The 15,046-nt window shown below is 31.2% G+C and carries 16 protein-coding genes; 5 read left to right on the forward strand and 11 right to left on the reverse strand.

The window, feature by feature from the left end:
- Positions 1-4: 4 nt before the first annotated feature.
- From ACZ451_RS14905 to ACZ451_RS14920, 4 genes are all read right to left on the reverse strand, one after another.
- Positions 5-457, reverse strand: coding sequence for a VOC family protein (locus ACZ451_RS14905; protein WP_464213784.1), 453 nt, complete (start codon positions 455-457; stop codon positions 5-7).
- Between the two features lie 189 nt (positions 458-646).
- Positions 647-1,957 (reverse strand): cryptochrome/photolyase family protein, encoded by a 1,311-nt coding sequence (locus ACZ451_RS14910; RefSeq protein WP_464213786.1) that lies wholly within the window; start codon positions 1,955-1,957, stop codon positions 647-649.
- 42 nt (positions 1,958-1,999) lie between these two features.
- Complete coding sequence (locus ACZ451_RS14915; protein ID WP_464213788.1) at positions 2,000-2,692, reverse strand: SDR family NAD(P)-dependent oxidoreductase; 693 nt, start codon at positions 2,690-2,692, stop codon at positions 2,000-2,002.
- A complete protein-coding gene (locus ACZ451_RS14920; RefSeq protein ID WP_464213790.1) occupies positions 2,693-3,190 on the reverse strand; it encodes an SRPBCC family protein in 498 nt (165 codons plus the stop codon).
- A 139-nt stretch (positions 3,191-3,329) separates the two neighbouring features.
- On the opposite strand from ACZ451_RS14920, the gene ACZ451_RS14925 reads away from it, so the two are divergent.
- Positions 3,330-4,178: a DUF2911 domain-containing protein gene (locus ACZ451_RS14925; protein ID WP_464213792.1), complete on the forward strand. Its 849-nt coding sequence runs from the start codon at positions 3,330-3,332 to the stop codon at positions 4,176-4,178.
- 231 nt (positions 4,179-4,409) lie between these two features.
- Here ACZ451_RS14925 and ACZ451_RS14930 read toward each other — a convergent pair whose 3' ends face one another.
- The 5 genes from ACZ451_RS14930 to tsaE form a co-directional block, all read right to left on the reverse strand.
- Positions 4,410-4,790 (reverse strand): DUF4258 domain-containing protein, encoded by a 381-nt coding sequence (locus ACZ451_RS14930; protein ID WP_464213794.1) that lies wholly within the window; start codon positions 4,788-4,790, stop codon positions 4,410-4,412.
- A 3-nt stretch (positions 4,791-4,793) separates the two neighbouring features.
- Positions 4,794-5,993 carry an alanine dehydrogenase gene (locus tag ACZ451_RS14935; RefSeq protein WP_464213796.1) on the reverse strand — a complete coding sequence of 400 codons (1,200 nt, stop codon included), beginning with the start codon at positions 5,991-5,993 and terminating at the stop codon, positions 4,794-4,796.
- Between the two features lie 72 nt (positions 5,994-6,065).
- The gene (locus ACZ451_RS14940; protein ID WP_464213798.1) at positions 6,066-6,491 is read right to left on the reverse strand and encodes a hypothetical protein; all 426 of its coding nucleotides are present in this window, start codon (positions 6,489-6,491) and stop codon (positions 6,066-6,068) included.
- A 220-nt stretch (positions 6,492-6,711) separates the two neighbouring features.
- Positions 6,712-6,909 carry a hypothetical protein gene (locus tag ACZ451_RS14945; protein ID WP_464213800.1) on the reverse strand — a complete coding sequence of 66 codons (198 nt, stop codon included), beginning with the start codon at positions 6,907-6,909 and terminating at the stop codon, positions 6,712-6,714.
- Between the two features lie 306 nt (positions 6,910-7,215).
- On the reverse strand, positions 7,216-7,629 hold the full coding sequence (tsaE, locus tag ACZ451_RS14950) for a tRNA (adenosine(37)-N6)-threonylcarbamoyltransferase complex ATPase subunit type 1 TsaE (RefSeq protein ID WP_464213802.1): 414 nt from the start codon (positions 7,627-7,629) through the stop codon (positions 7,216-7,218).
- A 56-nt stretch (positions 7,630-7,685) separates the two neighbouring features.
- Between tsaE and ACZ451_RS14955 the strand changes: the two genes are divergently transcribed.
- Positions 7,686-8,918 carry a hypothetical protein gene (locus ACZ451_RS14955; RefSeq protein WP_464213804.1) on the forward strand — a complete coding sequence of 411 codons (1,233 nt, stop codon included), beginning with the start codon at positions 7,686-7,688 and terminating at the stop codon, positions 8,916-8,918.
- 182 nt (positions 8,919-9,100) lie between these two features.
- Complete coding sequence (locus ACZ451_RS14960) at positions 9,101-9,292, forward strand: T9SS type A sorting domain-containing protein (protein WP_464216932.1); 192 nt, start codon at positions 9,101-9,103, stop codon at positions 9,290-9,292.
- Between the two features lie 110 nt (positions 9,293-9,402).
- On the opposite strand, the gene ACZ451_RS14965 is transcribed toward ACZ451_RS14960, so the two are convergent.
- Together ACZ451_RS14965 and recG are read right to left on the reverse strand one after the other, a co-directional pair.
- Positions 9,403-9,846 carry a nucleoside deaminase gene (locus ACZ451_RS14965; RefSeq protein WP_464213807.1) on the reverse strand — a complete coding sequence of 148 codons (444 nt, stop codon included), beginning with the start codon at positions 9,844-9,846 and terminating at the stop codon, positions 9,403-9,405.
- Between the two features lie 12 nt (positions 9,847-9,858).
- The gene (gene recG, locus ACZ451_RS14970) at positions 9,859-11,964 is read right to left on the reverse strand and encodes an ATP-dependent DNA helicase RecG (RefSeq protein WP_464213809.1); all 2,106 of its coding nucleotides are present in this window, start codon (positions 11,962-11,964) and stop codon (positions 9,859-9,861) included.
- A gap of 80 nt (positions 11,965-12,044) precedes the next feature.
- On the opposite strand from recG, the gene ACZ451_RS14975 reads away from it, so the two are divergent.
- Both ACZ451_RS14975 and ACZ451_RS14980 read left to right on the forward strand, forming a co-directional pair.
- Entirely contained in the window at positions 12,045-14,132 is a 2,088-nt protein-coding gene (locus ACZ451_RS14975) for a M1 family metallopeptidase (RefSeq protein WP_464213811.1), read from the forward strand.
- Entirely contained in the window at positions 14,129-15,034 is a 906-nt protein-coding gene (locus ACZ451_RS14980) for a patatin-like phospholipase family protein (protein ID WP_464213813.1), read from the forward strand. Before ACZ451_RS14975 ends, ACZ451_RS14980 begins: the two co-directional genes overlap by 4 nt.
- Positions 15,035-15,046: the final 12 nt, after the last annotated feature.

A 15,046-nucleotide genomic window follows, 5' to 3' on the forward strand; every position in this document is an offset into this window, starting at 1 on the left:
CATATTAATGTGGCGCATCATTTATTTCTATCCAATAACCGTCTACATCTTGCAAATAAATTTGGTGTACACCATCAGCACGTAAAGTAACTGTATTTTCTTTTCCAGGCCAATCGTAATAGCTTACTTTATTCCTTTCCAAGTGTTTTATTATGGCATCTAGGTTTTTGGTGGCTAAACATAAATGTACCGATTTATTTTTCTTAAAATCAGCACCATCTTTTTCGATAAGGTGTATCTGTGTGTTTCCATTTACGGTAAACCATCTAAACCCAGGTTTTTTTTCTGGATGAAATATTTCTTTTAAATGTAGAATATTAACATAAAAATCTCCACTAACTTTTATGTCTTTAACAATAATAGCTTGGTGATCAAATTTAAAATCAAAGGATTGCGCAAATGCTGTTGAAGAGATTGTAAATGCAATCAGTAGAAAAAATGTATAAAGTAATTTCATGTTTTTTTTGGTGAAACTAAAGAACTTTTTTCATCACTACAAACCTAAGTATCAGTTTTTAATGTTTTTTAAGAGTTTAAAACATCTGAAAATATTAGTAAATGCTATCTGAATAAACTTTTATTAGTAGATAAAGGTTTAACAGTTAAATCTCGTTTTGCATTGAAACCATATAAAACAGTAATAAATTTAATTCAATGCTTTTTTATAGGTTTCCAAACAACGTTCTCTAGCCATTTTATGATCTACCATTTTGGGAGGGTAGGTGAGTTCTTGTAAATCGGGCACCCATTTATTAATATATTCTTTTTGCTTGTCAAACTTGTCTATTTGCGTCATAGGATTAAAGATTCTAAAATATGGAGCAGCATCTACACCGCTACCAGCAGCCCATTGCCAATTTCCTACATTAGCACTTTGGTCATAATCTAAAAGTTTTTCTGCAAAATAAGCTTCGCCCCAGCGCCAATCGATAAGCAAATGTTTACATAAAAAACTAGCTACGAGCATCCGTACACGGTTATGCATAAACCCCGTTTGGTTTAATTCTCGCATGCCAGCATCTACAAAGGCATAACCCGTTTCACCATTTTTCCATTTCTCAAATTCCGCTTCATTATTCCGCCATTCAATCCGGTCATATTTTGGTCTAAAAGATTTGTTAGTTGTCTCTGGAAAATGCCATAAAATTTGCATAAAAAACTCCCTCCAAATCAGTTCGTTCCAAAATATCTCATTATCTTCTGCTATAGCTTTCTGTGCCATTTCCCGAATAGATATCGTACCGAATCTTAAGTGTGGTCCTAAACGAGATGTTCCATGCGTAATTGCAGGATAATTACGTGTTTCCTCGTAATTGGCTATTAAGTTAGTAGAAACCAAATAATCGGGTACTTTAATTGCTGCTCTTTTAAATCCCATTTCAGCTAAACTAATAGTGGGCAAAGCAGACTCTTTTATCAAATTATTAAAATAAGGTTCTGTTTGGTGTGCAATTAGGTGTTCAGATGGTTTAAAAGTGGCTTTCCATCTGTTTTTATAGGGTGTATAGACCACATAAGGTTTTTGATCGTCTTTAATGATCTCATTTTTTTCAAAAATAACCTGATCCTTATATTGATGGAAAGGAATATTTTGTTCTGACGCACTCTTTTTAATCGCTAGATCTCGTGTGTTTGCGTAGGGTTCATAATCCTTATTTGTATAAATAGCTTGTATTTGGTATTGCTTCATTATTTGTTGATACACTTCAATGGGCTTACCGTGCAAAAGGGCTAAAGAACTATTGTGCTTTTCTTGAAGTTCTTTCCGCATGTTTTGCAACGTATCATAAATAAAACTAATTCTTGCATCATTTTCTGGTAGCTTGTGCAGTATTTGTGTATCAAAAATAAAGATGGGCAAAACAGGATAACCGTTTTGTAATGCTTCAGAAAAACCTTTATTATCGTTTAATCTAAGATCTCTTCTAAACCAAAAAACAACTACTTTTTGTTTCATATGAATAAGGTATTATGATTTATAAAAAAGTATTGAATTGCTTCAATTTACATTTAATGTTGAAATACCACCATCAACACCTATAATTTGTCCTGTCATCCAACTGCTCTTTTCACTTAATAAAAAAGTCGTGACATTTGCAATGTCTTCAGCAGCACCATATCTTTTTAGTGGATGCCGTTGAGACATCATTTCTTTTTTACGATCATTGCTTAATAAACGTTTTGCAAGTGGAGTATCTACTAAAGAAGGTGCAACAACATTAACTCTTATTTTAGGGGCATACTCTGCAGCCATAGATTTTGCAAAACCTTCAATAGCGCCTTTAGATGCTGCTACACTAGTGTGGAAGGGCATCCCAGTACCAACCGCAACAGTACTAAAAAAAACCATGCTTGCACCATCAGACATTTTTGCAATAATGTTTTTCACAATGTTAACCATGCTAAAAAAATTAAGCTGCATATCTTCTTGAAAAGTTTCCAGGCTTAGCATTTTAAAAGGTTTTAAATTAATGCTACCTGGACAATATACAAATCCATCTATTTCATCGGGAAGTAATGTAGTATCTAAAGTATCTGTTGTAGCATCAAAAGGAATGTGGTTTACACTTAAGCCTGCTAATTCTTCTTGTGTTCTTGAGGCAATGTACAGATGATGTTCTTTGTGCAATTCTTGTGCTATAGAAAGTCCAATACCATGCGAACCTCCAATCAATAATATATTTTTTTTCATTTATAATGATTTTATATGTACTTCGGTAGGCATATGATCCATTGTACCGAATAATTCTTTTAATTTTTCCTCTCTATAATTAAAAATGCTTAATATTTTTTTTCTTATAAATAGTTTGTGCGCCAATTGCCCTAAAATTCCAAATGGAATTTTATAATCTACAATATCTTCTACTTCTATGCCTCCATTAACAGAATTAATAAAATGTTTATGATGCCATAAAGCGTATGGACCATACATTTGCACATCTATAAAATAACTTCCTGCTACTAATTGCGTAATTTCTGAAACCCATTTGGTTTTAAATCCTGGGAATGGACTTACTTTATAATGAATTATTTGCCCCGCATACATAGGCTTTTGTGTCCCAGAAATAAGGGTGAAATCCATTTTTTTAGGTGTAATCTTTTTTAAATTATGTGGATCTGATATAAATTTCCAAGCAGTATCTTTAATGATGGGTAGATATTGTTTGGTATGCAATTGATAGAGTTTCATTCTAATTTTTTAACAAATATACTTGCTTTTTGTTTTATTTTTTTATTAAAAAGTTAAACAGTTTTATTTTAAGGATTTGTTAACAAAACGGCTCTTGCATTATAATTAGTTTTGTGAAAAATTAAACAACTATATCGTAATGAAGAAAGTAAGTATTTTATTTTTAACAATTTTTTTAAGTATTGCTGTACAAGCACAAATAGAAACACCGCAACCAAGTCCGTTTACAACAGTAGAACAAGTTGTAGGTTTAACTGATGTTACCCTAGAATATTCTAGACCTGGAATGCGTGGGAGAACAATTTTTGGAGATTTAGTACCTTACAATAAATTGTGGAGAACGGGTGCCAATGCCAACACAAAAATTTCTTTTAGTAATGATGTAACCGTTGCAGGAAAAGCGTTAAAAGCGGGTACTTATGCCTTATACTCTGTACCTACTGCCACTTCATGGGAAGTAAAATTCTATAACGATGCTACCAATTGGGGTACACCAAGAGAGTGGGATGATGCTAAGGTTGCCGCTGCAGTTACAGCTAAAACAGCAAAAACAGCTGAAACAGTTGAATCATTTAAAATCGCAATAGACCATATTTCTGATAATGGGGCTCACTTGGTCATTTCTTGGGAAAATACTAAAGTTGCTATCCCTTTTGAAGTACCAACTGATGCTACGGTAAGTAGTGCTATTGATAGAGTGATGGCTGGTCCAGGTGCTAGAGACTTATATACGGCAGCAGTGTATTATTTAAACTCTGGTAAAGACATTAAAAAGGCAAAAGAATGGATGGATAAAGCAATGGCTATGTCAGATGCTCCAAGATTTTGGCAATTACGTCAACAATCTTTAATCTATGCAAAAGCTGGTGATAAAAAAGGAGCAATTGCTATCGCAAAAAAATCTATGGCAGGAGCAGAAAAAGCGGGTAATGCAGATTATGTGAAATTAAACAAAGATTCTTTAAAAGAATGGGGCGCTAAAATGTAAACCATTTTTATAAAAATTACAAAGCCTCAACGACTAGTTGGGGCTTTCTTTTTAGGAGTATTTGTATTTTATAAAGATTAATTTCTGTGTAAAGTGTATATTGATATAATTTTTTTAACTATTTAAAAATCAAATATTTAATAAAAATAACATATTGAAAGGGAAAATTTACATTGATTACGACTCAAGCAAGTGTAGGAGTATTTCAAATTTCGATTATCGAAAAATATATTATTCTGATATGCTTTCAATTAGGATACTTTTTTCGCAATTTTCGACTTTTAAAGTAAGGGCAGTTGCTCTTATCTCTTTTTCTATAAAATAAATGCGACATGGTTCAGCTTGTGCATCACTTTTAGCAAAATCTACATCCCCATGGGTAAAAAAAGATTTAATTTCTGTGGAGTCTATTTTTCCAGTACGGATCATTTCTTGCACGGTATCAGAATAGGAATAAGATTTTGATCGTAAATCTTTAAGTACCCTACAATTGGGCAAATAACAAAATTCCGTACCCGTTTCTTTTGCTTTATTCTTAAAAAAGAAAACTAAAAATACAATTCCTATAGATAAACCAAATATGAAAAACCCTAGACGTTTTAAAAATGACATACATTAAAAAATAAGAAAATTAATATCGCTGTACGAAAGGTCAAACCATTCTCCAACTGATTTATTAGTCAGGATACCTCTATAAAAGTACAATCCGTTTCGGAGTCCTTTATCAAAACGCAACGCATTTTCTACACCACCTTCTTCACCAATTTTAAGTAAGTAAGGTGTAAAAATATTACTGATGGATAGTGTTGCTGTTTTTGGGTATCTTGAAGGGATGTTAGGTACTGCATAATGGATAACCCCATATTTCTTTTTGGTGGGTTTTTGGTGTGTAGTTACCTCACTGGTTTCAAAGCAACCTCCCATATCAATGCTAACATCTATAATAACAGCCCCGTTTTTCATATTTTCTACCATCGTTTTAGAAACAATTACGGGCGACCTGTCTTTACCGCGAGTAGCACCAATAGCTACATCGCATCTTTTTAAAGCTTTTAAAAGGTTTTTAGGCTGTATGGTAGAAGTGTATACCGTTTGCCTAAGATTGGTTTGTATATTTCTTAATTTGGTTAAGGAATTATCAAATATTTTTACATTAGCCCCAAGGCCAATAGCAGATCTTGCAGCGAACTCACCAACAGTTCCTGCTCCAATAATAACCACTTCTACAGGGGGTACACCGCTGATATTCCCAAACATTAAACCATTTCCACTATTTGCTTCTGCCATGAGTTCTGAGGCGATGAGTACGGACGAAATTCCTGCAATTTCACTTAAAGAACGAACAGCAGGATATTTCCCAGCATCATCCATAATATATTCAAAAGCAATGGCGGTAATTCGTTTTTGGGCTAAGGCTTCAAAATAGGGTTTGGACTGTGTTTTTAGTTGTAAAGCAGAAATAACGGTGCTTTGCGGATTCATTAATCCTATTTCTGCTAGGGTAGGCGGTTCTACCTTTAAGATTAAATCACAAGCAAATACTTTTTTTGTATCCCTACAAATCTCACCTCCAGCATTGGTATAATCTATATCTGAGAAATTTGCGCCTTCACCAGCTCCAGTTTCTATAAGCACGCGATGTCCATTAGCTGTAATGGCATTAACCGCATCTGGAGTAAGGCAAATCCGTTTTTCTTGTAATTGATTTTCTTTGGGTAGTCCTATAAATAGCTCTCCTTTTTGTTTTAAGACTTCTAGCATTTCCTCTTGTGGGAGAAGCTGTTGTTTGCTAAAAGGAGATGTGGGTTGATTCATAAGTTGTATTGTTATGCTACTTTTGTTTGGCATTAGTAATTAAAATAATCACTAAAACAAATTTACAACTTTTTATGATTTGGCTTCTTTTTCTTTTCTGAGGCGCTCTTCTTCTTTTAATTGTTTTAATTCCGCATCCATGGCATCTAGATCAATGCCATGTACATGTTTGTCATATAATTTTACCCTGATAAAATACACAAATGGGATAACCACCATACATATGGGTAATAACCAAAATATATTTTCAACATCAATTCTATCATCAGAATCAAACATTACTTCAAATAATTGAAAAGAATACATTGCAATGGGAATTAATATAATATGATACCACCATTCTTTACATGAAAAAAACCATATGACAAATAGATAAAGAGGTATTATTTTACTCATAATAAACCAAACATATGTTGATACATCATTAAACCCATTACTTTCTATTGTGATTCCTAATATTGAATATGTTTTAATATCATAAGGAATGTAATCATACATTTTATATAAAAAAGGTGTAATTGCAATAAAAAAAACTGAAATTGATTCAATTATGAATTTCTTTTTTATTTTATTTTTTTTAAAATCCTTATTCATAAATAAATGTTGTTGCTTGTTTTAGTAGATATATTTCCTTCTAACGATTTATTTTACAATTTAGTATAAAAAAAGAGCAATTAAAAATTGCTCTTTCAAAATGTTTGTAATAAATATCCTTTTATTAATTCCTGCCACGAAGTATAATATTTTTCTTTTCAACACCTTGTTTATCTTTTCTACCAGGAAGTACAATATCTTTCTTTTCAACACCTTCTTCATAAAAAGCATCATCAGTTGATGCATCAGAAGTACAAGAAGTTGTAGTTAGAGTTAAACATAATGCTGTAAAAATTCCGAAAATTGTTTTTTTAGTGTTCATTTTAAAGGGGTTTTTTTTAATTAATAGTAATTCATTTTCATCTCAAATGTAGGAAAAAAAACTTTAACAAAATGTTATATAACCCAAAAAAAGTGTATTTAAACTTAAAAAGTATGCATTTCATCGAAAATTTGTAAGGTTTTTAAAAATTGCATAATAAAAGAAGATTAAAAACGATACATCTACAAAAAACAAAATATTGGAAATATTTTAAAAATGAAAATATGGTATAAGCCCTTGAAAAAATAGTAGAAAAATAAACTTCAAATAATAGAAATCTGTTATAAAGATTTAATTCTTAAAAATTTAGTTTGTAATGTGTAGCATTCTTGTAGTAGCATCTATAATTTCAAGATTAATTTTTGAGCAATCTGTTGGAAGTAATGTATTTATTTTATCGGGCCACTCCATAAAGAGCCATTTGTCTGCATCTAAATATTCCTCAATACCAAAATCTAAGGCTTCTTCCTCACTATTTAACCGGTAAAAATCAAAATGATAGCCTAAAACGGCTCCATTTTCCAATTGGTATTCGTTTACAATCCCAAAAGTAGGGCTGCTTACTTCCCCAGCATATCCTAATTCTTTTACTAAAGCTTTAATAAGCGTTGTTTTTCCAGCACCCATTTCGCCATAAAAACATAATTTTTTAGAAACAACAGCACTTATAATTTCTTTAGCAATTTCTTGAAGCTGATTTTGAGTATAGGCCTTTTTCATTTCACAAAATGGAACTAGTTATAATTTTAATATATTTAACGCAAAAATACTATGAAATGGACTTTTTAAATAGAAAAAAAATAAATTATCATTTTTTACTTACGCTTGTTCTTTTTTTGCTTCCAGTAGTCATGTATTTTCATTTAATATTTCCAGAAACTAAGACTACTCAACTCTTTTTTTTTACTTTAGATGCAAATCATTACACTAATGTTCAATCATTTTATTTTTCCATTTTTGTTGAAATATATGTAGTATTATTTTTATCAATTTGGTTTGTAACGGTAACAGATTGGTGGCGTTACATTCTATTAATTCTACATCTGTACGCAGTTTATAAGTTATTTCATATAATATCAGATACACCAGTTCATTTTTTTGAAATTGCTATCAAAGTAGTTGTTTTTGAGTTAATGTTTATATTACTTCTTAATCAAATTAGTAAACAATATTCAAAATATAACATTAACGAAAATCATCAAATAACATTCGATATTATAAAAATTTTTGTTTCTAGTATTCGTACAAAAGAAATTTATTTAAGAAAACAAAAAGAGTTTGATGCGATAGATAATTTTAATCAAGATAATTTTAAAAGCGAATCATTATTACATAATATTAAAATTTTAGAACTTAATTTACAGCTCAAAAGCGAAGTTTCTTTTTTTAAAAAATATAAATTAAAAAAAATATCAAATAGGGATTTATTAATACCAATTTTAATTTTAATTCCATTTCTATTATCTATTTCATATAGTTTTATTCCAAATGATATTAAAGAATTTAATCTAGGCTTATTTACAATAAGAGATCCTTACTTTGGTTTTAGTAGTTTGAAGTTTTTTCTTTGGTTCTTAATAATGAAAATTTACAATATATCACTATTGTTAATTTGGTTTTTTACATGTAAAAGTATTTTAAAATATGGAATATTGGTAAATATAGCTGTTGCAATATTTCAATTAATAAGCATGTTTTCTTCTAATGACCGAGTTGATGAAAATGAATTAATTATAGCATTACCAATTATGATTCCCGTCCTTTTAGTTATTCTATTCTTAGGAAGGATAATTAAATACAAAGACAAAATAACTTCATTAAATGAAGAGATAGAAAGTCAGATTAATCACATTATTGAAACTCTGAATCAGAAAAAATTAAAAGAACATGTATTAATCACACAATTAAGAGATTTAAAAACCAAACAGCATACAATGGATAAAAAATCGTATTATACAGCGCTTCAGAAATTAAAGTCAGATATAGAGCAACAACTACATTCTTCATAAAAAAAATAACCTTATTTTTCTCTTAGCCTAATGATATAAATGATACCATATTCTTAAAGAATTTATATTTTATTTATTTTACAATGATTTAACATTATTATTGTAGTATATAACAACCTAGAATCTATACTGCAATTGTTTTAGGTGTCTCTATTGCAATTCAGGAATCCAAAATTGAAACCATAGTATATCCTAATCCTATAGGCGTAAATAATCAATTTAATATTGTTTTAAAAAGTGCCAACAAGGAAAAACAAATTTCAATTTTTGATATGATAGTAAGATTGGTATATCAAACAGCAACGAAAAGCACAGCATTAAGTTTGCAAAGAGATGGCATATTTATTCAAATGGAATATATATCATTAGGATAGATAATGCTGGAGGCGAAAGTAGTATATTGAAAGTTATGGTACATTAAATTTAAAAAAGAACTTTAAAAATCTATATTTTAATGCCCTACGTTATATTTCGCAGGGTTTTTTTATCTAAAATTGTTGCTTAATGCTAAGCACTCTTCTTCTAAAATTCCAATAATAACTTCTGGAGTATGCTGCCATTTTGCAATGTTTTTAGTTTTTAAAATTTTAAATTCTGATGAATAACCCCCTAAATCTTTAACCGAAGTTCCAAAAACCAATACTGGAATTTTATGATGCCTTATCAGATAAGAACACATTGCACAAGCTTCATGTGTACTATAAAGTATAGCTTCTGCAAGCAAAGCCTTTTTTCCATTAGAAATGGCATTTCTTATAGCCAAAATTTCTGCATGATTTGTAATATCTCCGGTAGATTTACCTGCTTCTATGCCTTGCCCAATGATCTCATTTTTATGAATAATAACGGCCCCTACAGGTGGGTCACCATTTTCTAAGGCAATCTTAGCCAATTCTATACAATGCCTAATATATTTTTGATGATTCATTTTAAAATTATGCTAACTTATATACTTCCAAATATTCTTATGCTTTATTAATTGCGCATAGGTATAATTAATCATTATATTTTCATCTTTAGCTAAAGTAGGGTCCTCTTTTAAGAGTTGCATGGCATAATAACGGGCCGTTTTTAGAATGTCGTTATCTTTTACGATATCTGCAATTTTTAAATTCAGCATACCACTTTGTTGCGTGCCCATTAAATCACCTGGACCACGTAGTTTTAGGTCTACTTCGGCAATTTCAAAACCATCATTAGTGCGCACCATCGTTTCTAATCTTGTTTTAGAATCGGCTGATAATTTATAACTGGTCATGAGAATACAAAAACTTTGGTCTGCGCCACGGCCCACTCTACCGCGCAATTGGTGTAATTGTGAGAGTCCAAAACGCTCGGCACTTTCAATAATCATTACAGAAGCATTGGGTACATTAACACCAACTTCTATGACCGTAGTAGCTACCATAATATGAGTTTCGCCCTTTACAAAACGTTGCATTTCATACTCTTTATCCGCAGGTTTCATTTTTCCATGAACAATAGAAATCTGATAGTCGGGTAGGGGAAACGCTCTTGCAATACTCTCATAGCCATCCATTAAATCTTTATAATCTAAAGCTTCAGATTCGTGAATTAATGGATATACCACATAAACTTGCCTTCCTTTTTGCACTTCATCTTTTATAAACTGAAATACTTTAAGTCGGTTAGCATCATACCGATGTACCGTTTTAATTGCTTTTCTCCCAGGAGGAAGCTCATCTATGATAGAAATATCTAAATCGCCATATAAACTCATGGCGAGCGTTCTGGGAATGGGCGTAGCCGTCATTACTAAAACGTGTGGAGGAAGCTCATTTTTATGCCATAGTTTAGAGCGTTGTGCTACACCAAAACGATGCTGTTCATCAATAATAGCAAGTCCCAGATTTTTATACTGTACTTTATCTTCTAACAATGCATGCGTACCAATTAAAATATGTAATTCGCCATTTTCTAATTGCTCATGAATAATTTTACGCGCAGACTTTTTTACTGAACCTGTTAAAAGTGCAATATTAATTCCTATAGTACCCAGTAATTCTTGTATGCCTACAAAATGCTGATTCGCCAAAATTTCTGTAGGTGCCATTAAACAAGCTTGGAAACCATTATCTATGGCTAAAAGCATGGTCATTAAGGCTACAATAGTTTTTCCAGAACCCACATCTCCTTGTAATAAACGGTTCATTTGTGCATTACTGCCTAAATCTGCTCTAATTTCTTTGATAACTCTTTTCTGTGCATTGGTCAATTCAAAGGGTAGGTTTTCGGCATAAAATTGATTAAAAAGCGTTCCCACTTTATCAAACGTAAAACCTTTAATACGTTTTTTATGCAACAAATTTTTAGCGATGAGTTGTAGTTGGATGTAAAAAAGTTCTTCGAATTTTAACCTGAATTGTGCTTTTGCTAATAATTCCTGATTTTTTGGAAAATGAATATTAAACATCGCTTCACTTTTAGAAATGAGCTTTAATTCATTCATAATTTTAGAAGATAAAGCTTCTGTAAATTTACTTTTTAAATCGATAAATAGCTGCTGAATGAGTTTGCTAATCACTCTATTGCTAATACCACTATTACTCAACTTTTCGGTAGAAGGGTAAACGGGTTGCATTGCTACTTTTAATCCTTGTTCATGCTCCGAGAGTAATTCCATTTCTGGGTGTGGCATTGAAAAATTTCCATTGTAAAAATTAGTCTTTCCAAAAATAACATAGGGCGTATTGAGTTTTAAATTTTCTCTAATCCATTTTTGACCTCTAAACCAAACTAGTTCCATTTGCCCTGTATCATCTTTAAAAGTGGCTACTAATCGCTTTCCTTTTTTTTGTTCAACTGTTTTTAAATGAATAATTTTTCCAATTACTTGTACATCGGCGCTACTGCGCTGTAATTGCGCAATTTTATAATACTGTGTTTTATCGATATAACGATTGGGAAATAGATTTATAAGGTCTTGATAGGTATGAATGCCAAGCTCTGATTGCAATGTGGCCGCACGGTTTGGACCAACCCCTTTTAAATAGGCAACAGGCGTTTGTAAATAATTTGCATTCATGCTACTAAAATAGTGGTTACTTATACAAGATCAAAAAAGCAAATTGCTTATTTTGGTGGTATCATTTTTAAAAATCTAAAATGCGCTTATTTCTAATTCTTTTTTTTCTGTTTTCTTTAATAATTTCTGCTCAACAACAGGATAAAGTAGATTTTACGAAAGGTGACATTTTTATAAGACCTAATCTTAATAAAAAATCTATTACTGGTAGTGTATCTTATAACTTTAATGTGGTACAGTCTGTAGATTCTATATTTTTAGATGCCAAGCAAATGACCTTTTCCAGGGTTCGCTTAAATAATAAAACAGTAAAGTATCATAATAATGGAAAAACCATCACGGTATTTAAAAAGTTAAAAAAAGGAAAGTCATATACAATTCATTTACAATATACTGTACAACCAAAACAAACGGTCTATTTTATTGACGCTAGGGGTGAGGTTAATGATCAAATTTGGACACAAGGCCAAGGCAAATACACCAGCTATTGGTTGCCAAGTTTTGATGACATGAATGAAAAAGTAGAATTTGATTTAAGGATTGCCTACCATAAAGACTATCAGGTGATTGCAAACGGTACATTAATGGATTCAGAATTAAATTCTGGAGACACTAAAATCTGGCGTTTTGATATGCAACAACCCATGAGTAGTTATTTATTAGCTTTTGTGATAGGGAACTATCAATCTAAAGAAATAACAGCAGCTAGTGGTGTTCCTATTTCATTATACTATTACCCAAAAGATAGTTTAAAAGTTGAACCTACGTACAGGTATTCAAAAGAAATATTTGATTTTTTAGAAAATGAAATAGGTGTTCCTTATCCATGGCAGAATTACAAGCAAATACCTGTTAAAGACTTTTTATATGCAGGTATGGAAAACACAACAGCTACTATTTTTTCTGATGGTTTTATGATTGATTCCACTGCTTTTAAAGATTATAATTATGTAAATGTAAATGCGCATGAATTGGCACACCAGTGGTTTGGCGATTTGGTTACAGAGAAAAGTGCCAAACACCATTGGTTACACGAAGGTTTTGCCACCTATTATGCTTATTTAACAGAGAAAAAGATCTTTGGAGCCGATCATTTTTATTGGAAATTGTATGATACTGCTCAACAATTGCAAAAAATGACTACAGATGGAAATGGAGAAGCATTAACGAATCCAAAAGCGAGTAGCCTTACTTTTTATGAAAAAGGTGCCTGGGCCTTAGCCATCCTAAAAAGTAAAGTAGGAGAAGAGGCCTTTAAAAATGCTGTAAAAAGCTATCTAAAAACGTATCAATTTAAAAATGTAAGAGTTTCTGATTTTATAAAATCGGTAGAGGAAGCGAGTAGTACTGACTTAACTGCTTTTTCAAATACTTGGTTAACAGAAACGGCATTTCCATATCAAGAAACAATGCGTTATTTAGAAAAAAACTGTAAGAGTATTTCTAAATACATTCATTTTAAAGCAGCAATAGAACAATTAGATGAAAAAGAAGCGGGATCAGAATTAATTCAACAGATATGGAATAATACAACATCACTAGGGCTTAAAACCAAAATATTTAAAGAATACAGCTTTGCATTTTCTGATGAATTGATAAAAAATATTTTTAATTCAAAAGATATTAAACAAAGACAGTTGTTAGTGTTTTCAGGTACCACCATACCCCAAAATTTAAAAGCAGCGTATGAATCTTTATTATTAGATGAGAGTTATATTACTAAAGAAAATATTTTATACAGACTTTGGGTTAATTTTCCGGAATCTAGAACGACTTATTTAGAACAAACTAAAGGTGTCATTGGCTTACCTACTAAAAATGTACGTTTATTATGGCTTGCTTTAGCTATAGTAACGGAAGATTATAATAGTTTAAAAACCAAAGTATATTTTGATAAACTAAGTGCTTATACAGCTCCTGAATATAGTCCAGAGCTTCGGCAAGGTGCATTTAAGCTATTAGAACAAACAGTTGGTTTAACCAATTATAGTTTAGCCAATTTGGCCAAAGCAACACATCATCATAGTTGGCGGTTTAAAAAATTTGCGCGAGCTATGATCGATACACTTTTAAAAGAAAAGGAGTATAAAGAAAGATTAAAAGAATTGGTAGAAACGTTAACCATTGAAGATCAAAAATATATAAAAAGTAAATTAGCAATAAAATGAGAGCTTTAGTTATTTCTGGCGGTGGTAGTAAAGGTGCATTTGCGGGTGGTGTAGCACAACATTTAATTGAAGAACAAAAGCATAACTATGATTTATTTTTAGGCACTTCTACGGGTAGCTTATTAATTTCTCACTTAGCATTAAAAAAGATCGAAAAAATTAAAGGCATTTACACTTCAGTAAGTCAAGATAGTATATTTAGTACCTGCCCATTTAATACCTCAAAAAAACACGGGGTTGAAACCATAGGAATTAATCATTTTAATGTGCTTAAAAACTTTTGGAAGGGTAGTAAAACTTTTGGAGAAAGTCACAACCTATTAAAATTAATTAAAAACTCTATTACAGAAGAAGAGTTTAAGGTCTTAAAAAATGGCCCAAAAGAAATTGTAGTAACCGTTTCTAACTTATCCTTAAATCAAATAGAATACAAATCTATAAATGATTTTAGTTATCATGATTTTTGCGAATGGATTTGGATTTCGTGTAATTATACTCCATTTATGAGTTTGGTAAATAAAAACAAGTGCGAGTACGCCGATGGTGGTTTAGGTAGTATGGTGCCTATAGAAGAAGCCATAAAAAGAGGTGCAACTACCATAGATGCTATTATTTTACAAACCGAAGTAACTAGTTTAAATAGAATGCCATCTAAAAATGTTTTCTCTTTGTTAACCAATATGTTTGAATTTATGTTGGATAGAATTGAGCATCAAAATGTTCGCATAGGAAAGTTTGTAGCTACACATAACAGTGCAATTATTAATTTTTATTACACACCAACTGTTTTAACTACCAATTCACTTATTTTTGACAAAGCTAAAATGACCGATTGGTGGAAAAGCGGCTTTAATTACGCAAAATTTAAGAATACAACAAGTAGTCAATTAACATCAGAATAAAGAAATTTAAAA

The organism is Allocellulophaga tsushimaensis (assembly GCF_055383085.1).